Source organism: Arcanobacterium haemolyticum DSM 20595, assembly GCF_000092365.1.
Taxonomy (GTDB): domain Bacteria; phylum Actinomycetota; class Actinomycetes; order Actinomycetales; family Actinomycetaceae; genus Arcanobacterium; species Arcanobacterium haemolyticum.
In genome coordinates this window covers 1100974-1126513 of the sequence record NC_014218.1, presented here as the reverse complement: position 1 = coordinate 1126513, position 25540 = coordinate 1100974, and the positions used below count along the sequence as shown (strand labels likewise).

Annotated in this window: 24 protein-coding genes; 18 read left to right on the top strand and 6 right to left on the bottom strand. The window is 54.4% G+C overall.

Features of this window, described 5'->3' with window-relative positions; genetic code table 11:
• Window positions 1–58: 58 nt before the first annotated feature.
• Window positions 59–1867: a helicase HerA-like domain-containing protein gene (locus ARCH_RS05080; protein ID WP_013170214.1), complete on the bottom strand. Its 1809-nt coding sequence runs from the start codon at window positions 1865–1867 to the stop codon at window positions 59–61.
• Window positions 1868–1931: 64 nt separating this feature from the next.
• On the opposite strand from ARCH_RS05080, the gene ARCH_RS05075 reads away from it, so the two are divergent.
• The 5 genes from ARCH_RS05075 to pntB are packed head-to-tail and all read left to right on the top strand — an operon-like array spanning window position 1932 to window position 8227.
• Window positions 1932–2786 (top strand): ComEA family DNA-binding protein, encoded by an 855-nt coding sequence (locus ARCH_RS05075; protein WP_013170213.1) that lies wholly within the window; start codon window positions 1932–1934, stop codon window positions 2784–2786.
• Window positions 2786–4216 carry a ComEC/Rec2 family competence protein gene (locus ARCH_RS09370; RefSeq protein ID WP_013170212.1) on the top strand — a complete coding sequence of 477 codons (1431 nt, stop codon included), beginning with the start codon at window positions 2786–2788 and terminating at the stop codon, window positions 4214–4216. The genes ARCH_RS05075 and ARCH_RS09370 overlap by 1 nt, the downstream gene beginning before the upstream one ends.
• A 4-nt stretch (window positions 4217–4220) precedes the next feature.
• Entirely contained in the window at window positions 4221–5186 is a 966-nt protein-coding gene (gene holA / locus ARCH_RS05065; protein WP_013170211.1) for a DNA polymerase III subunit delta, read from the top strand.
• A 53-nt stretch (window positions 5187–5239) separates the two neighbouring features.
• Window positions 5240–6772, top strand: a complete 1533-nt coding sequence (locus ARCH_RS05060; protein ID WP_013170210.1) for a Re/Si-specific NAD(P)(+) transhydrogenase subunit alpha — start codon at window positions 5240–5242, stop codon at window positions 6770–6772.
• 21 nt (window positions 6773–6793) lie between these two features.
• Complete coding sequence (gene pntB / locus ARCH_RS05055) at window positions 6794–8227, top strand: Re/Si-specific NAD(P)(+) transhydrogenase subunit beta (protein ID WP_041640881.1); 1434 nt, start codon at window positions 6794–6796, stop codon at window positions 8225–8227.
• Window positions 8228–8323: 96 nt separating this feature from the next.
• Here the strand turns inward: pntB and rpsT are convergent, their stop codons facing one another.
• The 4 genes from rpsT to ARCH_RS05035 all read right to left on the bottom strand — a co-directional run bounded on the left by rpsT (window position 8324) and on the right by ARCH_RS05035 (window position 10511).
• Window positions 8324–8590, bottom strand: coding sequence for a 30S ribosomal protein S20 (gene rpsT / locus ARCH_RS05050; protein WP_013170208.1), 267 nt, complete (start codon window positions 8588–8590; stop codon window positions 8324–8326).
• A gap of 207 nt (window positions 8591–8797) precedes the next feature.
• Window positions 8798–9391 carry a type II toxin-antitoxin system PemK/MazF family toxin gene (locus tag ARCH_RS05045; protein WP_013170207.1) on the bottom strand — a complete coding sequence of 198 codons (594 nt, stop codon included), beginning with the start codon at window positions 9389–9391 and terminating at the stop codon, window positions 8798–8800.
• A 2-nt stretch (window positions 9392–9393) separates the two neighbouring features.
• On the bottom strand, window positions 9394–9894 hold the full coding sequence (locus tag ARCH_RS05040) for a PH domain-containing protein (RefSeq protein WP_013170206.1): 501 nt from the start codon (window positions 9892–9894) through the stop codon (window positions 9394–9396).
• 20 nt (window positions 9895–9914) lie between these two features.
• Window positions 9915–10511, bottom strand: a complete 597-nt coding sequence (locus tag ARCH_RS05035) for a hypothetical protein (RefSeq protein ID WP_013170205.1) — start codon at window positions 10509–10511, stop codon at window positions 9915–9917.
• Window positions 10512–10588: 77 nt separating this feature from the next.
• Here ARCH_RS05035 and lepA point away from each other — a divergent pair, with 77 nt between their 5' ends.
• The 4 genes from lepA (at window position 10589) to ARCH_RS05015 (ending at window position 15290) form a co-directional block, all read left to right on the top strand.
• Complete coding sequence (gene lepA, locus ARCH_RS05030) at window positions 10589–12448, top strand: translation elongation factor 4 (RefSeq protein ID WP_013170204.1); 1860 nt, start codon at window positions 10589–10591, stop codon at window positions 12446–12448.
• Window positions 12445–13263, top strand: a complete 819-nt coding sequence (trmB, locus tag ARCH_RS05025) for a tRNA (guanosine(46)-N7)-methyltransferase TrmB (protein WP_013170203.1) — start codon at window positions 12445–12447, stop codon at window positions 13261–13263. The genes lepA and trmB overlap by 4 nt, the downstream gene beginning before the upstream one ends.
• Window positions 13260–14444, top strand: coding sequence for a radical SAM family heme chaperone HemW (hemW, locus tag ARCH_RS05020; RefSeq protein WP_013170202.1), 1185 nt, complete (start codon window positions 13260–13262; stop codon window positions 14442–14444). Before trmB ends, hemW begins: the two co-directional genes overlap by 4 nt.
• Before the next feature lie 228 nt (window positions 14445–14672).
• Window positions 14673–15290 (top strand): hypothetical protein, encoded by a 618-nt coding sequence (locus ARCH_RS05015; protein ID WP_013170201.1) that lies wholly within the window; start codon window positions 14673–14675, stop codon window positions 15288–15290.
• A 35-nt stretch (window positions 15291–15325) separates the two neighbouring features.
• Here ARCH_RS05015 and ARCH_RS05010 read toward each other — a convergent pair whose 3' ends face one another.
• A complete protein-coding gene (locus ARCH_RS05010; protein ID WP_041640373.1) occupies window positions 15326–16192 on the bottom strand; it encodes a DUF3097 family protein in 867 nt (288 codons plus the stop codon).
• Window positions 16193–16656: 464 nt separating this feature from the next.
• Between ARCH_RS05010 and ARCH_RS09930 the strand changes: the two genes are divergently transcribed.
• From ARCH_RS09930 to ybeY, 9 genes are all read left to right on the top strand, one after another.
• The gene (locus ARCH_RS09930; protein WP_145961612.1) at window positions 16657–16878 is read left to right on the top strand and encodes a hypothetical protein; all 222 of its coding nucleotides are present in this window, start codon (window positions 16657–16659) and stop codon (window positions 16876–16878) included.
• A 439-nt stretch (window positions 16879–17317) separates the two neighbouring features.
• Window positions 17318–19753, top strand: a complete 2436-nt coding sequence (locus ARCH_RS05000; protein WP_013170199.1) for a hypothetical protein — start codon at window positions 17318–17320, stop codon at window positions 19751–19753.
• Window positions 19754–20065: 312 nt separating this feature from the next.
• The gene (locus ARCH_RS10110; RefSeq protein ID WP_145961613.1) at window positions 20066–20248 is read left to right on the top strand and encodes a hypothetical protein; all 183 of its coding nucleotides are present in this window, start codon (window positions 20066–20068) and stop codon (window positions 20246–20248) included.
• A 450-nt stretch (window positions 20249–20698) separates the two neighbouring features.
• Window positions 20699–20947, top strand: a complete 249-nt coding sequence (locus ARCH_RS04995) for a PIN domain-containing protein (protein WP_013170198.1) — start codon at window positions 20699–20701, stop codon at window positions 20945–20947.
• 166 nt (window positions 20948–21113) lie between these two features.
• Window positions 21114–22142: a heat-inducible transcriptional repressor HrcA gene (gene hrcA, locus ARCH_RS04990; protein WP_013170197.1), complete on the top strand. Its 1029-nt coding sequence runs from the start codon at window positions 21114–21116 to the stop codon at window positions 22140–22142.
• 38 nt (window positions 22143–22180) lie between these two features.
• On the top strand, window positions 22181–23320 hold the full coding sequence (gene dnaJ / locus ARCH_RS04985; RefSeq protein ID WP_013170196.1) for a molecular chaperone DnaJ: 1140 nt from the start codon (window positions 22181–22183) through the stop codon (window positions 23318–23320).
• Window positions 23320–24057 carry a 16S rRNA (uracil(1498)-N(3))-methyltransferase gene (locus tag ARCH_RS04980; RefSeq protein ID WP_013170195.1) on the top strand — a complete coding sequence of 246 codons (738 nt, stop codon included), beginning with the start codon at window positions 23320–23322 and terminating at the stop codon, window positions 24055–24057. The genes dnaJ and ARCH_RS04980 overlap by 1 nt, the downstream gene beginning before the upstream one ends.
• Window positions 24058–24067: 10 nt before the next feature.
• Window positions 24068–25033, top strand: coding sequence for a PhoH family protein (locus ARCH_RS04975; protein ID WP_013170194.1), 966 nt, complete (start codon window positions 24068–24070; stop codon window positions 25031–25033).
• On the top strand, window positions 25026–25538 hold the full coding sequence (gene ybeY, locus ARCH_RS04970; protein ID WP_013170193.1) for an rRNA maturation RNase YbeY: 513 nt from the start codon (window positions 25026–25028) through the stop codon (window positions 25536–25538). The genes ARCH_RS04975 and ybeY overlap by 8 nt, the downstream gene beginning before the upstream one ends.
• Window positions 25539–25540 lie beyond the last annotated feature (2 nt).

Here is a 25540-nt window from a genome sequence, read left to right as displayed (position 1 = left end):
AGATGGCCGGGAATCTAGGTATTCCCGGCCATCTGTTTAGCCGCGTAACGGCGTCACATTATTTGCGGCGCGTTCCGAACAGGCCACGCGTGATTTCGCGTGCCAAGGTTCGTCCGGCAGTTTTGATCACGGAATCGAAGATAGAATCGCGGCGTTTTGCTGCACGTTCGGCTTCTTTTTCCGCTTCGCGTGCTCGCCGTTCTTGTTCGCGTTTTGCGGCGCGTTCTTCTGCTGCGATCTGTTTTTCTAGTTCGCGTGCTAGGCGATCTTGTTCTTTTGCCTGTTCACGTGCAAGTTTTTCGGCTTCCTTTTGAGCTGCGGCTTCGGCTTGTGCCTTAATCTTGGCAAGCCGTTCTGCTTCCATGCGGGCTTCAAGCAGTTCATAGGCTGATTCAGGATCAACCACGTCTTTGTATTTGGCCATGGAAAGTGATGCGTCCAAAGCAGCCTTGATCGCCGAATCGGATGCCACACCCATGGATGCGGACGGCGCCCAGATACGAGTTGGTGCTACAGGGGAGGGGCGTCCCTTCGAATCAAGAATAGTCACGATCGCTTCGCCCGTTCCGAGGCTCGGCAGGAGCTTCTCCAGATCAAGTGGTGAGTTCGGGAAAGTCTTGACTGTTTCGCGCAACGCCTTGGCATCTTGTGGAGTGTGAGCACGGAGTGCGTGCTGGATCTTCGCGCCGAGTTGCCCAAGTACGTCGTCCGGAACATCTTTTGGCGTCTGGGTGACGAAGAAAATACCCACGCCCTTGGAACGAATCAAGCGGACGGTTTGCACAACTTGGTTGAGGAATTCAGGGGAGGCGCCGTTGAAAAGCAGGTGCGCTTCGTCGAAGAAGAATACCAATTTTGGCACATCGGCATCGCCGCGTTCTGGCAGGATTTCGAACAGTTCTGCCAAAAGCCACATGACAAATGTAGAAAAGAGCGCTGGGCGCGAGTACACATCTGGCAGTTCGAGTGCGGAAATGACGCCACGGCCATCCGCCGTAGTTCTGATGAATTCAGAAACATCGAACGCGGGTTCGCCGAAGAATGCATCGGCGCCTTGTGCTTGGAGTTCGGCGATTTCGCGCAAGATAACGCCTGCGGTTGCACTGGAGATTCCGCCAATTGTGGCGAGTTCCTTCTTGCCATCGTCCGACGTGAGGTAAGTAGCCACAGCCCGCACATCATTCAAGTCAATGAGCGCTAGCCGTTCTTGGTCTGCCCAGTGGAAGATGAGCGAGAGTGCGGATTCTTGCGTGTTGTTGAGTCCGAGAACTTTGGAAAGGAGGATCGGTCCGAAGTCTGACACGGTGGTGCGGATCGGGGTTCCGTTTCCTTCTCCGCCGAGCGTGTACAGTTCCGTTGGGTATGCGCGCGGACTCCAGGTTTGGCCTTGTTTGGTTGTGCGTGCGATGAGTTTTTCCGATTCGGTTCCAGCTTCAAGGAGCCCGGTCAGATCGCCTTTGATATCGGTGAGGAACACGGGCACGCCTGCCGCGGAGAGTCCTTCTGCTAGCAGTTGGAGCGTACGTGTTTTTCCGGTTCCGGTTGCGCCGGCAACAAGTCCGTGGCGGTTGAGCATTCCGATCGGTAACGTAATATTCACGCCTGGTTGCGGTTCTCCATCTTCAATATAGGTGCCGATCGTGAGATGGTTTGGTGAGGAAGCGTAGGCGTCTTTTAGGTGGGTTCCGTAGTCTGAAAGACTGCGTGGTTCTTCAGCCACCGGTTCTTGGGCGGGTTGCGGGGTTTGCGTTGCGGCCATCGCGGCGTCGAGTGCCGCTTGCGCTGCAGCAGCTTTCGCGGCGGCGGCTTCAGCTTGAGCAGCGAGGGCTTCCGCCTTGAGGCGGGCGATATCAGCTTCAGTAGTCATACAGACATTGTACGTGTGATGACGAGTTTTCCACCGTTTGCGTTAACGCGTTTTTTATCCACAGATGATTTTCGACGACGACGCCGTGCGGCATACTCAAACTATGACTGAACCACCTCCTCGGCGTTCTACACGGCCACTTCGCAGATCACCTCGGCATCGTATCGGATACACGGATTCACAAGATACGAAGCGCGGTTCCTCCATGTCTCGAATCCACTCATTAACATCGGCAGCACTTGCCATGGGAGGCGGGGATGATATCAGTGCATTGACTCCGCATCGGCGTGTGCCAGCACGCTTTGAGGTTGGCCCTCAAGCTGCACGAATCATCGCGATAGGCGTGGTTCTAGTTGCGCTCGTGGTGGTTATGTCCACGATGATTCAAACTCCAGATCATGTTCATGCTCAGCAAGAAACTGTGGAAGAAGAAACCGGGCCTGCACAACCGCGCCAACCTCCTGTGCCTGTGAAACCCGAAGAACCGAGTACACTCACTGTTTATGTTTCAGGAGCCGTTCATCAGCCTGGCGTGGTGACTATACCTGATTCTTCGCGTATACATGATGCTGTTCAAGCCGCAGGTGGGCCCACAGAACATGCCGATATGGTTCGGATCAATTTGGCAGCTCGCGTAACGGACGGGGAACATATTCACGTTGCGAGCGTCGGGGAAGCCCCAACAAACGACGCGTCTCAGCCCGCATCGACACCCGCGAGTAACGGAATCGATATCAATACCGCGAGCGCCACCGAACTACAAACGGTTCCAGGGATTGGGCCCGCTACTGCGGCTGCGATTGTGCAGTGGAGGGAAAAGAACGGAAAGTTTGCCGCGGTCGATGATTTGACTCGGATTAGTGGGATCGGGGAGAAGACGATCGAACGTATCCGTGACCATGTGCGAGTGGGGCCGTAATGGCTGGGCAGGATTATCGGCTTGCTTTGCCGGCAGTGATAGTCATGATGGTGGCGTGCTCTCCGTTGACAATTCTGCCGTTCATATTCGGTGGAGCACTTGCCACGTTACTGTTTGGGCTTGTGATAGGGAAGCGTTACCCGGTGATTGGCCGTACGGTAGTTCTTGGGGGAGTGTGTGCACTGTGTAGTGCAACCACGTCGTTCGTGTGGGGAACGTCGTCGGCTTCTAGCCCACTTGGTCAAGCACAACGTACCCAAACTCTAGTGGTTCTTCACGGAACCGTGGCATCGCACCCGATGCGAAGCGCTCGAGGACTCGATTTTATTCTTCGTACACAAACCGTCACTACAGGTCACGATACACACCGGCAAGAATCTATCGTACGAGTAAAACTCACGGACCGCACAGATCTTCGACGCTACGATTCTGTGGTTATCACGGGGAAGATGGAAGAACCGTGGCCGGGAGATTTTTGTGAAGGACTGATAAAAGCTCGCAATGTGTCTCGTATTGGATCTGCACACGGCTGGTACACATATGTAGGGCAGGTTCATCGTGCCCTCGTTAATTTTGCTCAATCCACGCGAACACACGATGATGCGCTTATTCCTGGTGTTGCTCTGGGAGACGATTCATTGTTACCACGGCGAATAAAAGATGCGATGCGTTCGCTCGGATTATCTCATCTCACCGCGGTATCCGGAGCACACGTCTCTCTTACAATTGGTTTAGCCCTCATGATGATTGGGCAACGATGGCGCTACCTCGCAGGCGGTGGCGCGCTATGCGCTACATACATACTCACTACGCTCGTATCGCCGGAGCCCTCGGTCACTCGTGCAGTCATGATGGGCTGTCTACTGAGTATCGGGATAGGGCTACGCTACTGTGCCACGGCACTGCCGCTCCTGTGCCTCACCGTCATCTATGCGTCTCTTACCGATCCACGGCTAGTTCGCAGCCTAGGATTCCAACTCTCCACAGTAGCTGTAGCAGCAATCGTCATCGGAGGAGCTCCCTTACGCAACCACCTCACTACTATCATGCCTCGGCCCATAGCAGAAGCAATCGCCATACCATTCCTCGCTGGCATCGCAACCGTCCCGCTACTCATCAACATCCAAGAAACCGTATCAGTCCTCTCCATCATTGCCAACGCCATTGTTGCCCCAGTCATAGCCCCACTCACCATCCTCGGACTCGGCGGAGGAATCATCGCACCTCTCCTGCCAGCTTTCGGAACGATCCTCCTGTCAATAAGCGGCTTATGCACATGGTGGATAGGCGTCGTCGTCGAAAATCTCCCAACCTTGACTCTCCCAACGCTCCTTTCAACACTCACCAACGTCGCGATAATTTCACTAGTGCTCATCATCGCGAAACAACTACGCAAGAGAGAAATACGCCATGCGAACGTGGGATACTAGAACAATGACCTGGGATACTATTCAACTTGCGCCAATCGTCCTCATACAGTCAGGGGAACCCGTCTACGCCGAACGCGCCATTACGCTCCTCAAACGTCAAGCGCGCAGCATCGATCCCAACACAGAAGTAACCGATATCGATGCGCAAACCTATGGCCCCGGATACCTCTCCGCCATCGCGTCCCCCTCACTCTTCGGAGAACGGCGCCTCCTCATCGTGCCCAACCTAGAAAACCTCAACGCGGCCTTTCAAGACGACATCCTCACCTACCTCACCCAACCAGAACCAGACGTCGTACTCATTCTGCAACACAACGGGGGAGTCAAAGGCAAAAAAGTCCTCACCGCACTCAAAAAACACAACATCCCAACCACCACAATCTCCGCAGTCAAAAACCAACGCGACAAAACCCAAGCAGTCATGGCAGACATCCGCGCCGCCGGCCGCAAAATGACCCCCGAAGCAATCGGTGCACTCATCGAAGCCGTAGGATCAGACCTCCGCGAACTCCTCGCAGCCGTCCAACAACTCCTTGCAGACGTCCACGGACTCATCGGAGAAGACAACGTCCACACCTACTTTGCCGGCCGAATCGAAGCAAAAGGCTTCAACGTAGCAGACGCGCTCATCGTCGGAAACATCGGAGAAGCAGTCAAACTAGCACGGCACGCGCTCGCGACTGGCGCCAGCCCCACCGCAATCCTTGGTGCCATTGCTTCTAAATTACGAACGATGGCTCACATTTTAGGGCAGAGATCCGATGGAATCGACGTCAAAGTGAGCATAGTCCCTTGGATGGCAGAGCGGGCTAAACGGGACTTGCGCGGATGGACTCCTGCCGGGCTTGCCGTTGCTATATCAGCCATTGCCAAAGCCGATGCCGATGTTAAGGGCGGATCAAGAGATCCTGAATATGCACTCGAACGAGGCATCTTAGATGTTGGACGCGCCCGGAAAATACGTGGATAGCCCTCAGATTCGGAGGGTAAAGTCAGAAAGTAGATTCGCCGAAAGGAGACAAGGTGCGAATAGGTGTACCAAAAGAACCGCACGCGCAGCAAGCGCTCGTGTCCACAACCCCCGATACCGCCGCCAAACTGGTGAAACTCGGATATGACGTTGTTATTGAACAAGGCGCAGGGAATCGCGCTAGCTACCCTGATTCTCAATATGAAGCAGCAGGAGCAAGAATCGTTGGTGGCCCTGACGCGTGGGGAGCGGACATCGTTCTCACCCTAGATACTCCACCTGCGGAACAACGTAACCTTATGAAGAATGGTGCCACACTCATTTCGCGCATGGCACCAGCAGCTCACCCAGATACGCTGAACGATCTGGCAGAACGTGGAATTACCGGGCTTGCCATGGATATGGTTCCGCGTATTTCGCGTGCGCAATCACTGGACGTGCTTTCTTCCATGGCAAACCTTGCCGGATACCGTGCCGTAATTGAAGCTGCTGCTAACTTTGGGCGTTTGTTTAATGGGCAGGTGACTGCTGCCGGAAAAGTACCACCTGCCACCGTCTATGTGATTGGTGCTGGCGTGGCCGGCCTGGCTGCGATTGGCACCGCTAACTCCATGGGTGCCATAGTGAATGCTACTGATGTTCGTGCAGAAGTTGCTGAACAAATCGAATCCATGGGCGCCTCTTTCATAGGCATCCCAGCCCCTGCCCAAGAATCTTCCGATGGGTACGCGAAGGAAATGAGCCAAGAACAGGCACATGCTGCTGAAAAACTCTATGCTGAACAGGCTGCAGTATCCGACATCGTTATTACTACCGCGAATATTCCTGGCAGGAAAGCACCGATCTTGCTCTCTGCGGAAGCCGTGGCCGGCATGAAGCCTGGATCTGTGATCGTAGATTTGGCCGCTGCGAATGGCGGAAACTGTGAACTGACCGTCCCAGGATCTGTGATTACTACAGACAATGGTGTGATTATCGTTGGGCACACCGATTACTCGGTGAAGCTACCGGCACAGGCATCCCAACTATTCGGCCAAAACATTGTCAATTTCTTCAAGCTCACCACGCCGAACAAAGACGGTCAGCTTCACTTGGATCTTGACGACGTCATCGTGCGGCAAATGACTGTGACTTTGGATGGGAAGATTATGTTCCCGCCGCCTCCTGTGAAGGTGTCGGCTGCGCCTGCTGCAAAGCCGGCGCCAGTGGAGGTGCCCGCGCCTGAACCAGTTCACGAAAAGAGCTGGCTAGCCACATACTGGTGGATGCTTGCCGCGGCGGGCATGTTTATCGCGCTGATCTACGCTGCTCCTGCAGGAATGACAAGCCATTTCATGGTGTTTGCGTTGGCATGCGTGGTGGGCTTCTACGTAATCACGTCGGTTACCCACTCGCTCCACACACCTTTGATGTCCGTAACAAACGCTATTTCCGGAATCATAGTTGTAGGTGCACTAACCCAGATGGCCAGTGCATCAATTTTGGTCCAAATCCTTGCGTTCATCGCCGTAATCGTTGCATCAATTAACATCTTTGGTGGCTTTATGGTGACAGACCGTATGCTCAAGATGTTCACAAGGAGCTAACCCATGACAACGATGGATATCATGACTTTGACTAATCTCGATTTTGTTCCTTCATGGACGCACCAACTTCAATCGGTGGCCTACATTGTTGCCGCACTGCTCTTCATCTTGGCCCTTGCAGGGCTCTCACGCCAGGCAACGGCAAGCCGAGGAAATCAACTCGGCGTGATCGGTATGGCACTGGCACTGATTGCCACGGTGATCGTAGCATTCGATGGGGCACAAGCTCCAGTAACTACTGTGATCCTCACCTTGCTTGCCATGGGTATTGGCGGTGCTATCGGTATCTACAAAGCACGCAACGTTGAAATGACGGGCATGCCAGAACTCATCGCTCTGTTGCATTCCTTCGTTGGTCTGGCCGCAGTTCTTGTTGGCTACAATTCATTCATCATTCAGCCAGGTGGCATGCCAGGATCGGGCTTCCATTTAGGTGAAGTCGGCTTGGCTGTGTTCATTGGCGCCGTCACATTGACGGGATCAATCGTGGCTTACCTGAAACTGTCAGGAAAGATGGGTGGAGCACCTATGACCTTGCCTGGGCGCAACTGGCTCAACGCCGGTGCGCTCGCTGTGTCTTTCTTGCTGATCGTGTGGCTAGTTAATTCCACTTCGTTGGCTTCAGGCCTCATTCCGTTGATCATCCTCACCTTCGTTTCGCTTGCCCTCGGCTTCCACTTGGTTGCCGCCATCGGCGGTGGCGATATGCCTGTTGTTGTATCAATGCTGAACTCATATTCCGGATGGGCAGCGGCAATGGCTGGTTTCACGTTGAATAACGATCTGCTGATTATCACAGGTGCGTTGGTCGGTTCCTCCGGTGCCTACCTGTCCTACATCATGTGCCAGGCAATGAACCGTTCCTTCGTGTCCGTTATCCTTGGCGGTTTTGGTGCGGCACCAGCGGGCACAAGCGAAGCCCGCGATTATGGTACCCATACTGAAGTTTCGGCAGCAGACGTTGCCCGGATGCTCAAGAACGCTAAATCGGTAGTGATCACGCCCGGTTACGGTATGGCCGTAGCTCAAGCACAGTACCCGGTTGCTGATCTGACATCGAAACTTCGCGCACTAGGTATTGACGTCAAGTTCGCCATCCACCCAGTAGCAGGCCGTTTGCCAGGGCACATGAACGTGCTTCTTGCCGAAGCTAAGGTGCCATACGATATCGTGCTAGAAATGGACGAAATTAACGATGACTTTGGCGACGTCGATGTTGTTCTTGTTATCGGCGCCAACGATACAGTGAACCCTGCAGCACAAGAACCAGGATCTCCAATTGCCGGTATGCCAGTGGTGAAAGTATGGGAAGCAACCCGTGTTATCGCATTCAAGCGTTCCATGGGCAATGCCGGCTATGCAGGCGTGCAAAACCCACTCTTCTTCAACGAAAACACTGACATGCTTCTTGGCGATGCCAAGAAGACCGTAGAGGACATCATTAGCGCGCTCTAAACAGGTGCTCTGACGAAAATGAATCCAGGCGAAGACACAAGCGGATATAAAAAGGGCGTGGCCTGAAGGCCACGCCCTTTTGCGTTAAACGCGAGCTCACTTACCGAGCTTAGCTACCTGAACGGCGAGCTTCGACTTACGGTTAGCAGCCTGGTTCTTGTGGATAATACCCTTCGAAACAGCCTTGTCCAGCTTGCGGCTGGCAACCTTGAGAGCGTCGGTTGCAGCCTCAGCATCGCCGGTGGCGATTGCTTCGCGGGTCTTACGAACGAGCGTCTTGAGCTCGGACTTGTAGGCCTGGTTGCGGACACGGCGCTTTTCGTTGGTCTTGATGCGCTTCTTCTGGGACTTAATATTTGCCACGTGAATCTCTTTCATTTCTCGTGAATGCTTGTTGGCATTCGCGAAGGAATACGGTCGGTGAGGGCTTGCCTGATCCGGACTGTAAGGCGTGGGGACACCCGTGGTTATGAATCGAGGCCGGACTTCCTACCCGACCAGGTAAAGAAAGTCCGTAGCCCAGTCTAGCAGGTCACCCTCTCTAGTTCTGCCAAGTTATCGTGGAACGGATCACGCACAAAGATGCTTTTTGATCCCAGCCACAACGCGCTCAAAGATAGCCCGATCAATCTGGCCGCCAGTACGGCGAATCTGATCCACGTGCACGATCATCAGCCGGTTCAAACGAACCTCTGAATCGCGCCGCTTGGCATCCCACGGCCCGGAACCAATATCCATCCAATACCTGCCCCAACGGGCTTCATCGGCAGCATCGCGATCGTGATCCTTTGAGGTAGTTTGTGCAAATACCACGTGATCAGGGCCGTACATCGCTGCAACCAGTACGGGGCGATCTTTGCCACGGCCATCGTTTTCTTCATATGGCACCCAAGTCCATACGACTTCACCCGGATCAGGTGCGTCGTTTCGCACTGGATTGTAGGCGAAACGCGGCATCCCGAGCGTACGCACATCATAATCAATCGCGTGTTCGTAAGGGCTGGGTAGCGTTGTGCCAGGCGAGGGGGTGTGGGCTGGTTTTTCTGTTCGATGAGATGTTGAACCAGCCGAACGTGGAGACGAAGATGACGACGAAAGTGCGCTCTTCAACGCGCCAACGCCAAGGTCGATCAGAACATGAGAAAGACGATTCCACAAGCTCATCGTTACTGATCCGATTCTTCACGTTCGGTATTAAAAAGAAGCTCGGTGAGTTCAACGTGAAGGCGTTCCACGTTAGGCACATCGTGAAGCTCCAACGGATTTCCAGCAGAAGTTTCCAATATAAGCGTGCCGGCGCCAAAAATCCGATCGATGAAATCGTGTTCGTAGGCCACGTTAGAAATACGGGAGAGAGGAATATCGTGGCCAGTTTTAGAAAAAATACCGCTACGAGTAATGATTCGGCGAGTGGTGATCGTGGAGGTCGTCGTTACCCACTTGAGCCACGGAATACCCCATACGAAAAGTACGGCAACGGCCGCCACGCCAGCAATAGCCCACGCACCCCACGGAGTGAAGCGCTCTGGCATGTAGAGAATGCCAACAACTAGTAGTGCAAGCACAACAATAAGCGCGCAGGCGTTCCAAAAGAGAGCCTTCGGATGTTCATGCATGTGCCGGATAACGTGTTCATCACGGCCAAGAAGTTTTTCTGGTAAAGCCATAGTAGAGATTCTGCCACACCCTAGAGCCAAATAATTATTCCAACGAATATGAGGAAAATACCTACAGGAATCGCGGCCAGACTCATCACAGCACTCACGATAGTCAGCCGCAGATCATCTTTAAGATAAGGAGCCTTCTCCACGCCGCCAGCCCCAGCAATCGCAGCCCGCTGAGCCGCTTCAATCCGAGGAAGAAATACAGGACGCTTATTGGCAGCCTCGCGTGCCGCATCGGCATGGCGTTGAGCGGCTTGTACACGCGCAACTTCGTCGTCGAACGAATGAGACGTACCCACAACGCTACCGTCTTCATTCAACACCGTCACGTCAGACGTACCTGTTGCGGCGGTAGTCAACCGGTCAATCGTGGCATCCACAGCCCGCGCCAAACGGAACCGCAACACAGCAAAAAGCCCCACGAAACCCGCGAAAACAAGCGCCATCACGAACGGCCACCAACCCCACACGGTGCCAGACGAACGCCCAGCACCCCAACCCACAAGAAGCGCCAAACCGCTCACGCACCCAGACGCAATCGCAAGCATGCGCCCCGGAAGCCGCGTAAGCCGTTCAATCACGGGAAGAAGAAAATTTAAAGAACCTGCGGTGATACTCATAACCTAAGTGTGCCACTATGAGCGCACAAACGCTCGCCACTGGTATCGTTGGATCGACTATATGAAAAGGAGAACACGTGCCTGTTTCAACCGCTGCCGAGCTTAAAATCATTGAGCCCGCCGCTACTGATCCGTCGCGGATCCGCAACTTTTGCATTATTGCCCACATTGATCACGGCAAATCGACGCTGGCCGATCGAATGCTCCAACTTACTGGCGTTGTGGCAGAACGCGATATGCGCGCCCAGTACCTGGACCGCATGGATATTGAACGCGAACGCGGAATCACGATCAAATCGCAGGCCGTCCGTATGCCGTGGAGCGTGGATAAGCAGGCGTTCGCCTTGAATATGATCGATACGCCAGGGCACGTCGATTTCTCTTACGAAGTTTCCCGTTCCCTCGCAGCTTGCGAAGGCGCGATTTTGCTGGTGGACGCGGCCCAAGGCATCGAAGCCCAAACCCTCGCGAACCTCTACATGGCCCTGGAAAACGATCTGGTGATCATCCCGGTGCTGAACAAGATCGATCTGCCGGCCGCCAACCCGGATAAGTACGCGGCCGAATTGGGTTCGCTCTTGGGCGTGGATCCTGATGATGTGATTCGCGTTTCCGGTAAAACCGGCCAAGGCGTGGATGAACTTCTGGATCGTATCGTAGCTGAGATTCCGGCGCCTGTGGGCGATGCGGATGCCCCAACCCGCGCGATGATTTTCGATTCTGTTTACGATTCGTACCGTGGCGTGGTCACGTATGTGCGTGTGGTGGATGGCAAGTTGACTCCGCGCCAGCGCGTGTCGATGATGTCTACCGGCGCCGCCCACGAACTCCTGGAAATCGGCATTATTTCGCCAGAACCGAAGCCATCGAAGGGCTTGGGCGTTGGTGAAGTGGGCTACCTGATCACGGGCGTGAAGGACGTTCGCCAGTCTCGTGTTGGTGATACGGTTACCGATTTGCGCAAGCCGGCCGCGGAGCCGCTGGCCGGATACCGTGATCCGAAGCCAATGGTGTTCTCGGGTATCTATCCGATCGACGGTTCTGATTACCCAGCCTTGCGTGACGCCCTGGAGAAGCTCAAACTGAACGATGCCGCTCTCACCTACGAACCAGAAAATTCTGTGGCGTTGGGCTTCGGTTTCCGTTGTGGCTTCTTAGGCCTGTTGCATTTGGAGATCATTCGCGAACGCCTTGAACGCGAGTTCGATTTGGATCTGATCGCTACGGCGCCGTCGGTTATTTACCGCGTGGTCACCGACGCCGGCGAAGAACGCATCGTGGCGAATCCGTCTGAGTTCCCGGAAGGGAAGATTAAGGCGATTTACGAACCGCTTGTTGAAGCAACGATCTTGACCCCGAAGGATTTTGTGGGTTCCGTGATGGAGTTGTGTCAGCAGCGCCGTGGGATCATGGGCGGTATGGATTACTTGTCTGAAGATCGCGTTGAGTTGCACTACAAGTTGCCGTTGGCTGAAATCGTGACGGACTTTTTCGATCAGCTCAAGTCACGTACGAAGGGTTATGCGTCGCTTGATTACAAAGAGGAAGGCGAACAGCCTGCTGATTTGGTCAAGGTTAATATTTTGCTCAATGGCGAAACAGTGGACGCGTTTTCTGCGATTGTTCACCGTGACGCCGCGTATCATTATGGCGTTGAGATGACCGGCAAGCTGAAGGCTCTGATTCCGCGCCAGCAGTTCGAAATCCCAGTTCAGGCCGCGATTGGTACGCGTGTGATTGCGCGTGAAACGATTAAGGCGTTGCGTAAGGACATGCTTGCGAAGTGCTACGGCGGTGACGTTACGCGTAAGCGCAAGTTGCTTGAGAAGCAGAAGGAAGGCAAGAAGCGCATGAAGTCGATTGGCCGCGTGGACGTTCCGCAGGAAGCGTTTGTGGCCGCGTTGGCTTCGGAGATGCCGGAGGCGAAGAAGAAATGACGACGACGAACGAGCCTGAAGGCCGTAACAAGAACTATGGCCGGATCATTTCTTTTACCCGCCGCGGTTCGCGGCTGGGGGATAAGTTTGAGAAGGTCATGGCAGAGCATGGTTCGCACTATGTGATTGACTATCCTGCTGGTGAAGCTCAGACTACGATTGCTGACGATGCGTTTATCGATCTGAATACTGCGTTTGGGCGGGTTGCTCCTATCGTGGTTGAGATCGGTCCTGGTTCAGGCGAACAGTTGATTTCGCAGGCACAGGCGCATCCGGAATGGAACTTTTTGGCTCTGGAAGCCTGGGCTCCAGGTGTTGCACGATGCGTGAATGCTGCCGTGCGTGAAGGCGTGGAGAACGTGCGCATCATGGAAGTTGATGCTGCGCAGGCGTTGCCAATCCTGTTCCGTACGGATGTGGAGAATCCGAATACGCGGGCGGCACAAGTGTGGACTTTCTTCCCGGATCCGTGGCGCAAGGCTCGCCATCACAAGCGACGTATCGTGAACGAAACGTTCGCACGTACTGTTGCTGGCGTGTTGGCCGCTGACGGCGTGTGGCGGATGGCTACCGATTGGGATAACTACGCATGGCAGATGCGTGACGTTATCGAACGTAGCGAATGGATGGATAACCTGCACACTGGCGAACGCCCAGATCCGAATGATGAAGGCGATTTCGTTGGTGGTTTTGCCCCGCGATGGGATGGGCGCACCATGACTCGTTTCGAACAGCGCGGTATTGATGCCGGCCGAAGTATCCATGATGTGTGTGCATCGCCAAACCAGGCTGCGGCAACGATCTCCCTCCCGTGATCGATCTACCCGCCAAGCAACTGCCGGCTTTTGGACTGCCGAATCCGGATGTCACATCCGGATTCGGTGCCTACGTTCATATTCCGTTTTGTAGAGTGCGGTGTGGGTATTGCGATTTCAATACCTACACGAATACAGATTTCGGGCCGGGCGCTAAGGTCAGCGATTATCAAGAATCTGTTGCGCGCGAAATCGAACTTTCGTCCCACCAACTGATTGCAGGTGGTGATCCGTCACTCACCTCCATATTCTTCGGGGGTGGAACGCCAACCATGCTCAACGCAACCCAACTCGTGGCTATCTTGAGGAAATTGCGTGAGACGTTCGGCGTCGTCAATGGGGCAGAAATAACCACCGAAGCAAACCCGGAAAGCGTCAATCGTGACGCGCTCGAAACGTTGAAAAACGGGGGATTTACGCGCGTTTCGTTCGGAATGCAAAGCGCGGTTTCCCACGTGCTGGACACTCTGGAACGGCAGCACACGCCAGGGCAGGTACGCGAAGTGACGCGATGGGCGCGCCAAGTTGGGCTCGACTACTCTGTAGATCTGATCTACGGCGCGCCAGGGGAAAGCCTAGACGATTGGCAGCGATCACTGGATGCCGCTATCGCGCTTGAACCAGGGCACATCTCCGCATATGGACTCACTATCGAACCAGGCACGGCCATGGGGCGTAAGGTGCGCAAAGGCGAACTCCCCGAAACTGATCCCGATGAGATGGCAACCAAATACGAAATGGCCGAAGTCGCGCTGAACGAGGCTGGCTATTTCTGGTACGAAGTCTCCAACTGGGCCAAACCTGGAAAAGAATCCCGTCATAACCTTGCCTACTGGCGCAACACAAACTGGTGGGGATACGGGCCAGGCGCACACAGCCACATCAACGGCTCACGATTCTGGAATGTTAAGCACCCCGGCGCCTATGCGAAACATCTAGCTGCTGGAATGATCCCTGCCGCGGAAATCGAGCATCTCACCGATGCTGAACGGCGCGAAGAAGCCATTATGTTGGGCGTGCGCGTGGCTGAAGGGATTGCGGTTCCGGATGTTGAGCCGCATGTGGTTGCTGGGTTGATCTCGGATGGGCTGATTGAGCCTGGTGAGGCGCTGCGCGGGCGGATCGTGCTGACACTGCGCGGGCGGTTACTTGCGGACACGGTGATTCGGGCGCTGTGGTAATCGGGCCTGCTGATAGCAGGGACTCTGTGCACCCAGTTTGCATTTTTGGCTAGAAAACCGGGTTTTTCGGGGTAAAAGTTCCGAAAATGCAAACTGAATGCACGCAAGACCTATGGAAGATTGAATTGGCGCTTTTGCTTTGCCAAAGTTCCATCAACTACGATCACTATAGATATCAAGCGGGGAGTTCGCAGTACACTGCTAGCTCTCTAACCGAGAGGGTGTGCCATGGGGAACTACGTTATGCCAGCCATTACGATCATCTTTTTTACACTGATCATTGGCGCAATTGGGTATGTGATTTTCGGATCGCGGCACCAAGGTGCATGGGATGACGAAGCCAAAGTTAGTGCAGTCATGCGCAAACGTGGCTGGAAGGTTCGCCCGAAAGTCGATGAAGTAACATCGTTCTTGTTGGGATCAGACACGCCAGGGGAGATGTGGCCGATCGAAGCCGGAGAAACCGGTGTTCAAGGCATCGTCCATGCGCCATGGAAAGCGGTTACTGTTCAGGGCCTTCACGGAGATAAACTATATGTCACGCTAGAACTTGCTCAGCGTTCAGATGGTGCAGTTGCTAATCTCAGCGAAGCGATCGTGGAACGTGAACTTGAAGGATTTGAGGTCCGAACTGCCGGTGCTAGCATCCCCAACTACCTTACAGCGGACGTTCGTTCAAGTATTTCGTCATGGAACGAACTCGAAGCACTCTACCTTAATGGAGAACACCTCACGGCAGTTTTTGAAACTCAATACGGCGAAGCCGATATCGTAGAGCGTGTTGATGCCTACTCCCGCCGCTTGATAAGCATCGCTCACGAATTGCCTGCGAACCTCTGGGAATAACAGGCTAAGTCCCCTACAGTCCAGCAGACACGAACCTACAGTCCAGCAGACACGAAATCGATTAACTCTTCCATTCTGCCCAGCAAAGATGGCTCTAAATCCGTGTAGCTATTCACGGCCCCCAAAATACGTTTCCAGCCTAAACCGATATCTTCCGCTGTTTCGTGCGGCCATCCTAGGCGAGCAAGCGTACCAACTTTAATGTCTTCGCCACGCGGAACAACAGGCCATTCAGTCATGCCCAAAGCACGCGGCTTCACCGCCTGCCACACATCAACATACGGATGCCCTAGCACCAGTACGCCAGGCATTTTCATCGCCGCCTGCGCAATACGCGATTCCTTCGATCCAGGAACAAGATGATCTAGGAGAACGCCGGCCCGAACGTCGGCGGATGGATCAAACACAGCCAACATGTCAAGCAAATGATCGGCACCGAACAGCTCCTCAACCATGATGCCTTCATACGCCAAATCTTCGCCCCAAATTTTCGTAACCAATTCGGCGTCATGCTTACCCTCAACCCAAATACGCGACGGGCGGGCCACGCGGGCTTTGTGTGCAACGTGCAGCGAACCAGACGCGGTGAGGGTTTTGCCGGCAACGGTGCGAACGTCGTCGCTACGCCCCGCAACCAGTTTCGCAACCGGCGGTTTCAAATCCACCGCCACGCCTTCGTGCCAGAAGCCCTTCCCCAACTCGAACGAACGGCGCCGATGGTTCCGATCCTCCAACTCCATCTGCCACTGCCCACTCACTTTGCCTACGCGAACCACTTCGCCTACGTAACCAGACGTGACGTCCTCCAACACCATGCCCACCTCAACCGGAAGTGGACGTGCGGCCTTGCGGGCGTGCATGCCAGACGCCAAAACATCGGAACCATAACGATCGAAACTCATGCGTCCCAGCATAAAAGACAGCACGCCGCGTGTGGGTGCCGGCACGCCTGTGTGCGGGAAATCGGCACAACGATTGTAATCTTTATGAAGTTATTTATATTTTATGTGAAATAAATAAAATGAAAATAATTAAATAAAAATAAGTAATAACACTATACGTTGAAACGTATTGATGATCCTTATACGCCAAACGCAGGAGCAAAACCGCCTGTTCTCGCTGGTCGTGAAGAACAGATGGATGATTTTGAATTGCTACTTGCTCGTGCCTAAAAGGACGTCCGGCAGATCTCTTTAGGGATTCGCAGTGCGCTGTATAAAATCAAACCTCGTGCCAAGTGGAACGATCGACTCGAAGCTGCTGCGCGCGCATAAGCGCGGTGTGGTCCTTCTTATCGACGAAATTCAATTCCTAGAACGTTCCCAACTAGAAGCCCTCATTATGGCGATACATAAAACTGTGCAGCGTGCCTTGCCCATCACCTTGGTTGGGACTTCCGCAGATCGCTGAACTGGCCGGTGACGCCAAATCATATTCGGAGCGGCTATTTACGTTCCCTAAAATCAGTTCCCTTGAAGGCGATGCTGCCCGTGATGCGTTTGCTAAGCCCGCAGAAGAGGAAGGCGTAGAGTGGTCTGTTGACGCTTTAGAGCGTGCAAGGCATCTTACAGAAGGTGATGGGGCGTAGTTCGGTTTGGGACCAACGCGTTCGGAGCTAATCAATATGGGCTTACTGTATACCCCAAGGCACGGGTATGCGGAGTTTACTGTGCCACATTTCGATCGTTTTATGCTTCGTGAGATGCCTGAATTGATTGTTCCAGAACTTCGGAAGCGGCATGCAGCAGAATAGTTGAGTTGGTTTTGGGAAGGGGGTCGTGTTTCGTGGTGGGTAGGGTGTTCTGGGGTTTGAGGTTTTTGTTTAATGTAATCGTCGTGTTCGGTATAAAGGCCTTCTAGGTGCAATAGGTTGACTGTGTTTGTAAGTAATGCCATTTTTGTGTGTTTTGGTTTTGGGCTGGTGGTTTTTATAGCGTAGTATGCATATGACTAATCGGACAATTATCTAGTTTAATATACGGTGCCGTAGGTAGCGTCTAGTTTTTCTATATACAGGAGTTACGTCCATGAACACCAAAAATTCACTGGCAATGCGAGCCGCGCTTGCTGCTACGCTCAGTGGCGTTGTCGTCGCGGGGGCAGCGCCTGCTTTTGCTACCCCGGCTACGGGTGCTGAAGCTGCGAAGGTTGTTGTTTGCCCGACGGAGCAGGTAAAGCAGGAACAGCTTGAGCGTGCGCGCCAAGCGGTAGAAGCTGCTCGTGCAAAGGTTGTTGAAACACGGGCTGCTGTGGAGGCAGCAAAGTCCCATGTGGATGAAGCACAGGCTGTTTACGATGCGGCGCAACGGCAGGCTGATACGACAGCGGACAGTCTGGCAAAGGCAAAAGGTGAGCTTGTCAAGGCAAAGTCGGCCGTGAAGGTTGCGCAGAGCGCTTATGATGCCGCAGTCGCTGCAGAAAAGGCTGCGAAGGACGCCTATGATGCTTACCAGGCGGCTAAGCCTGATGAGGTAGCTGCGCGCCTCGAGGCGGCTAAGAAGGCTAGCGCGCGTGTGGCCGAACTCAACAAGGCAATGCGCGATGCGAATAAGGCCTCCGTTGAGGCAGGCGATGCAGAGGCGCTTCGCCGCGAGATGGTCAAGGCAAACAAGGATGCGATTGACGCTGGTAAGAAAGCCCAGGAGGCCGAGGCTGAGCGTAACGAGGCGAATAAGGCCGCGATTGACGCAGCAAAGAAGGCCAGCGACGCTAAGGCTGATCGCGACGAGGCGAATAAGGCTGCGATTGCTGCTGGCGAGGCGGTCAAGACCGCCGTAGAGGAACGCGATAAGGCCGATAAGGCACAAACGCAAGCGTACAACGCGTTTGAGGCTGCCAAGGCTGCAAAGAAGGCATACGATGAGGCTAAAGCTGCATATGAAGAGATAGGCCCGGGTGCTGTTGCGGAGACCCTCGAGAAGGCAAAGGCTGCTGCAGAAGATGCAGAAAAGCGCCGCGAGGCGCTGGTCGAGGCACAGCAGGCTTTGATGAAAGCAGGCGGTAACTTTGACCCGGAGACGCTCGCCAAGGCTAAGGCTGCCCAAGCAGAGGCTGATAAGAAGACCGCCGCCGCCGCCAAGACGCTCACGGATGCCGAGGAGGCTGTTAAAAAAGCCGAGACTGCTGTTGAAACGGCTAAGAACGTGAAGAAATTTGCTGAAGCCAACCTAACCGGGGCGGAAAAGGGCAAGGACGCGACAGAAATCGAAGAGGCCAAGAGGAAAGTCGAAGACGCGACGCAGAGGCTGGAAAAGGCGACGCAGGAGCTGACAAAAGCGAAGCAGGAAAAGCAAGCGGCAAATGAAGCGTTTGAGCAAGCGAAGCAGGAACTACTCGCAGCTAACAAGGTTTACTGGGAGGCACAGGCGGCAGAGAAGGCTGCCAAGGATCACGCGGCTTTGAAGGCTAAGGCTGAGGCAGCCGAGGCTGAATACAACAAGATTGATCACATTAAAGTGGCCCACGACCTTAAAGATGCCGAAGCGAAGGCAGCCGAAGCGGATAAGCTTCGCAAGGTGATGGACGACGCGCTCGAGGCCTCGCAGAAGGCAGGTCACCCCGACGAGCGTGAAGAGGCTATGCGTAAAGCTGCGCAGACCTGGGCAGCTGCAGACAGAAAGGTTAAGCCTCTCCAGGATAAGGAGGCCGCTGCTGATGAACACGCTAAGAAGATGCAGGATGCTCTAGTCGCTGCAGAGCAGGCGGAAAAGAAAGCTGACGCCCGTGGTGCTTCTGCTCAGGCGGATTTCGAGGCTAAGGAAAAGGCTGAGGCTGCTGCGGATGCAGTGCTGAAGAAGGCTATCGAGGATCATAAGCGGGCTGAAGTAGCGGAGGCTAAGGCACAGGAAGCATACGATGCTTACCATGCCGCTAAGCCGGAGGAAGTTGAAGCGGAGCTTGTGGCTGCGCAGAAGGCTGCTGAGCATGTGGCTGAGCTGAAGAAGGCAATGGCTGATGCTAATAAGGCATCCCTTGAGGCTGGCGACGCCAATGTCCTTAAGGATAAGCTTGCACAGGCGAAGGATGGTGAGAAGGCTGCTAGTGCAGCAGTGTCTGAGGCAAGTATTGCTGATGAGGCTGCGCGGGATGGCGTTCAGAATGCCAAGGATGCCCTTGCTTCTGTTAAGGCAGCTTTCGACAAGGCTGTTCAGGCTGCGTCGGATGCTGATGGTGCGCTCAAGGCTGCAAGCGGCAAGCTGAGCGAGATCGAGGCTCTGCCACCGTGCGAGGCTCCTGGCAAGGCTCCAAGCGATCCTAAGAAGCCAGCGGGTGCGGAGAAGCCAGCTTCTCCATCCAAGCCTGCTGGCCCGCAGAAGCCTGCGGGTGCGGAGAAGGCTGGCTCGCAGCTGGCTCGCACGGGTGCTGAGACGGGTAACGCTGTGGCGTTCTCGTTCATGGCGCTTTTGGGTGGTGCGGGGCTGTTCGGGGCTTCGCGCTACACCGCGCGTCATCGTCGGGGCTAAGTTGTCTACAACTTTGATCTAAGTGTGGGTAATCGCGTGTGCGGTTACCCACACTTGTTTTTAATATGCTGAGTGGTCGATGGGTGTTGACGTAGCTAGACGGTTAGGTCAGGCTTACCGTGTAGGAGCGAAGACATTCTTCATCCGGATCTGGACTGTGGAAGGTATGGCGTGCGGGACGTATGTGGCTGTGGGACTGCCAGCATGAATGGAGCCCCGTGAATGCCACGGTGAACGTATCGATGGCGAGCACTACTACAACAAGAACACCCGGGCTGTAGTGTTATCTATGAGCGCGGCAACGATCGACCGTTGACAGCCGAACGTGAAGAGCGTGTCGTGAAGGGCATATATGACACGCCCGAAGAACTCGCGCTCCTTGCCACACTCTATACACACGTGTGTTTAACGATGAACTATGTCACCCCAACGGTCAACCCCGCTGAACTCACCCGGAAAATCACCCCTCAAAACCACCTCATCGGCCATCCATGAAAGACAACCAAGACACTGACCATCGGCCCTGAAACAAAAACAGCACGAACAACGCTACCAACACGGAATCAACATCCGGCTCGCCTAACACCCATTACACACTCAAAAAACACGAAGCATGAAAATCATTACACACTCAAATTAACACGAGGCATCCCGCTGAAAATAATCAAAAACTCATCACTTATTTGCAAAATCAGGAATACATGCATCCCACTAAGCCAGAAGGGGAAGATGAGATAAGAGTATGTACGAAAAGCTAGTGATCTGATCGTATAGCAAAATTTTGGAGAAAGGCGCTATTGAATCAGAAGTACGGGACATCCTGGCAAGTAGTCTTAGGAAACCGAATATTGCTTTAGCGCTCATGAAGTCTATTCAAGAAGTGGGTGGAATTGATGATCTTCCAATTTCTGAGCGTGAGGAACGTGCACGGACGGCGGTGCTTCAGTGATTATTCTCGATACGAACGTTATTACAGAGATTCTCCGGACCGTCCCTAATGAATCAGTTACGTCATGGCTAAAATCTTGTACGGATGATATTGCTATTACAGCGATTACTGTTGCGGAACTTTTAGCGGGAGTAGAACTGCTTCCGTCAGGAAAGCGTAGAAATGCGTTGTCGGCGCGTATTAATGCTGTTCTCTCTATGTACCGTGGCACGCAGAGGAAGCGTAAGTATTTTGGCACGTTGTGAAACGATATGCATCTTATTGCATCCTGAAATACTGCCTTAACGTCGCAAACGTTCGCCCAACGTGAGATCGGTGACCAGAGCCGTGTGCTGCCATGAAACTCCCAGCCTTCCCACGTAGAATTAGCACTCGGGGCAGGCGAGTGCCAACACACAGTGAGGAGGGAACGTGTCAGACGAACGCAGGAAAATTGTGCTGGGTGCGATCGTGCGTGATTACGTTGCCACCCGCGAACCGGTTGGCTCTAAGGGAATTGTGGAACGGCACAAGCTGGGTGTATCGCCGGCAACGGTACGCAACGATATGTCTCACTTGGAGGAAGCTGGGCTGATCGTCCAGCCACACACGTCGGCAGGGCGCGTCCCAACGGATGCGGGCTATCGCGAATTCGTCGATTCGATTCATGAACTTAAACCGCTTTCGGCCCCAGAACGCCGTGCGATTGAAAAGATCCTCAGCGAAGCTGTAGATCTAGATGACGTCCTGGACCGTGCTACCCGCGCCCTTGCCCACATCACAGGCCAAGTGGCAGTCATCCAATACCCATCCCTGCGCCGCACGGCCCTGCGTCACGTAGAAATCGTGCCGCTCGGTGAACTCCACCTCCTGCTCGTGATTATCACGGACGCAGCCCGCGTGGAAGAACGCACTCTCACTCTCACGGCTCCGGTGCCGCCAGAAAGCATCGCCCTGATCCGCACGATCATGAATACGCAGTGTGCGGGCAAACAGCTTCAAGAACTGGACACAGCGTTCGAACGCGTCTACGCGGATGTCCCAGAACACCTCGCGTCTCTTGCCACCACGATCACCACGGCGATTTCCCACACGCTCGCCGCAGAATCGGAAGAACACGTGGTGGTGGCGGGCCGTAAAAACCTGGCCCAGTACGATCTAGATTTTGATGGCTCCCTGTCCTCAATGCTCGATCTGCTGGAAGAACAGGTGGTATTGATGCGAATGCTGGCGCATATGGACGATAGTCTTTCGGTCCATATTGGCCGCGAAAACGTGGATACGGAGTTGGATAACGCGTCGGTGGTGTCCACATCGTATTCGGGTACGGGAAATACGTCGGTTGCGCGCCTGGGAATTATTGGCCCAACGCGCATGGATTACCACCACACGATGTCGGGAGTCCATGCGGTTGCTCGCTATTTGTCGAATATTCTTGGTGGAACGCATGACCACCGTTAAAATCAATTTTTCACATGTAACTATCGAAGAAGGAACACGTGGCTGATTACTATCGCACGCTTGGTGTAGACCGTAACGCAACTCCGGAAGAAATTAAGAAGGCTTACCGGAAGCTCGCGCGTAAGCTCCATCCTGATGTTGCCGGGCCTGATGGCGCGGAGCAGTTTAAGGAAGTTTCTGAGGCTTACGATGTGCTTTCGAATAAGGAAAAGCGTCAGATGTACGATCTGGGTGGCGCGGATGCTGTGAAGAACGGTGGTGCTGGCGGCTTTGGCGGCGCTGGTGGCTTCGGTTTTGATGGCGGTTTTGGCGATATTTTCACGAGTTTCTTTGGCGGTGGCGCGGCTGAGCGAGGTCCGGCGTCGCGTGTTCGCCGTGGTGCGGATTCGTTGGTTCGCCTGGATTTGTCGTTAAAGGACGTGGTTTTTGGCGTTGAGAAGACGATCACGGTTAATTCGTTTGTTGAGTGCAATACGTGCCATGGGGATATGACTGCTCCGGGTACGTCTCCAGTGACGTGTACCGAGTGCCATGGTTCGGGTTCTGTTCAGCGCGTGACGAATTCGATTTTAGGCCAGATGGTGTCCGTTGTTGCGTGTAGTCACTGCCAGGGATATGGAACGATTATTGTGACGCCGTGTCCTGAGTGTGCGGGGGAGGGCCGTGTTCGCGCGAACCGTTCCGTCACGGTGAATATTCCAGCGGGTGTTGGGAATGGTATGCGGATTCGTATGCAAGGCCGGGGTGACGCCGGTCAGGCTGGCGGTCCTGCAGGCGATCTGTTCTTAGAAGTGTATATTGCTGAAGATCCGTTTTTTGCTCGCGAGGGTGACGATTTGATTGGGGCGATTGAAGTTCCGATGACGTCGGCTGCGTTGGGAACCACCTTGGATGTGAATACGTTTGATGGCGTTCACACGATCAAGATTGAGGCTGGCACGCAGTCGGGTGACGTGATTTCGTTGCCTGGTTTGGGCGTGGGGCGTTTGCATCGTGGCACGCGTGGCGATGTGAAGCTTCAGATTTCGGTGGCTACGCCTACGAAGATCGACGACGATCAGCGCGCTTTGCTTGAACAGCTTGCGAAGCTTCGTGGTGAAGAACGTCATGCGAAGCCAGTGACAGCCGGCGGATCAGTGTTTTCTAAGCTGCGCGATAAGTTTACTGGGCGTGCCTGATGACCTTGCCAGTGTATGTGGATCCTGATTTATCCGCGGCTTGCGTGGGGGAGACGATTCGTCTCGACGGCGATGAGGCCCGTCACGCTGCTACGGTTCGGCGTACTCGTGTAGGGGAGCGGATAGATATTGTTAATGGCAAGGGCTTGCGCGCCACGATTACTGTGACGGACGTGGCTAAGAGTTCGCTGGTTGGCACAGTGGAGCACGTAGCGAACGATCCTGCTCATAACCCGCAGATTACTCTTGTTCAGGCACTCGCTAAGGGAGGCCGTGATGAACAAGCGGTAGAAACAGCAACGGAATATGGGGCAGATGCCTTCATTCCGTGGCAGGCTGAACGCAGTATCGTCTCGTGGTCCGATCCTGCCAAGGCTCGCAAGGGCGTTGGGCGTTGGGAAGCCACAGCACAATCGGCTGCGAAGCAATCGCGCCGTTCCTGGATTCCTACTGTGGATCAGCCGCACTCTAGCGCGTCTTTGGCTTGCCATATCGCCGATTGTTGTGCCGATGGCGGCGTGGTCTACATCTGCCATGAAAGCGCCACCACGCCGATCACGACGCAACTGGATAGCTCCAGCCGCAAGGTGATGATCGTCGTCGGGCCTGAAGGTGGAATTACCGACAAAGAACTCGAACTTCTCACGAACGCGGGCGGGCGCGTCGTCCTGTTAGGCGAACACGTCCTGCGTTCCGCAACGGCGGGACCGTGGGCAATCGCGGTCATACGTGCGTAGAATGGAACTGATGACTACCTCGCATACTGTAACTGTTCCGCAACGTATCCCGATGATCAATGTGCTCGGGCACCGCGATGAAGTGCTCCGTGCGCTCGAACGCGGCCTTGCGCCGGCGCAACTCTACGTCCGCGGGCGTGATATTCAGATAACTGGCCCCGAAGCCTCCGTGGATATTGCGCGAAGCCTGATCGGCGAACTCGTCTCTGTGGCATCGTCCGGGCAACACCTCACAACTGACGCCGTGGAACGGGCCATGACAATCATGACTAACGGCCTCAACAAGCCAAAAGAAGTCCTCACCACCGATATTCTCACCAACCGCGGGAAAACTATCCGGCCAAAAACATTCGGCCAGAAAGAATACGTGGATGCGATCGATGAAAACACGATTGTGTTTGGAATCGGCCCAGCAGGTACAGGAAAAACATACTTAGCGATGGCGAAAGCCGTGGTGGCGCTCCAAACAAACCAGGTGAAGCGAATCATCATGACTCGCCCTGTCGTGGAAGCTGGCGAATCGCTCGGCTACCTGCCAGGATCGCTGAATGACAAGATCGATCCGTACATGCGGCCGCTCTACGATGCTCTCTACGATATGCTCGATCCGGAAGCAATTCCGAAACTCCTGGCTGCAGGTACAATCGAAGTGGCGCCACTTGCATACATGCGCGGCCGCACACTCAACGATGCCTTCGTGATCCTTGACGAAGCCCAAAACACCACGCCGGAACAAATGAAAATGTTCCTCACGCGCCTGGGATTCAACTCGAAGATCGTGGTCACAGGCGATTTAACCCAGGTGGATCTGCCGCGCAACACCACATCGGGACTCGGAATCGTGCGGCGGATCTTGCGTAACGTGGACCATATTAAATTTATTGAACTTGGAGCAGGGGACGTGGTGCGTCACCGCTTGGTAGCAGACATCATCGATGCATACGCACGATACGCAGGAGAGGATACCCATGATTGAGGTTAATGACGAATCTGGTTTTGAGCCAGCGCCACAGCTTGAAGAAATTTCGGAGCTAGCCACGTGGGTTTTGGACGATCTGCGGGTGCATCAACAATCTGATCTCTCCATCGTGATGCTCGATGAGGAAGCGATGTCTGCCTTGCATGTGGAATGGATGGATCTGGAAGGCCCAACTGACGTCATGTCTTTCCCTATGGATGAACTGCGGCCAACGCCGCTGGGCGTGGAACCTACGCCTGGCATGCTGGGAGATATCGCTATTTGTCCGCAGGTCGCGGCGCGTCAGGCGCTGGCGGCGGGGCACAACACGATGGAAGAAATCCTGCTTCTCACCACGCACGGTATTTTGCATTTGCTGGGCTACGATCATGCGGAACCGGACGAAAAGAAGGAAATGTTTGAACTTCAGCGGCGTTTGCTGTTGACCTTCTTGGCGCGCCGCCCGCGCGATCCACAAGATCCGAATGCGACTATCGATGACATCGCTCCTACGGTGGAGTAGCA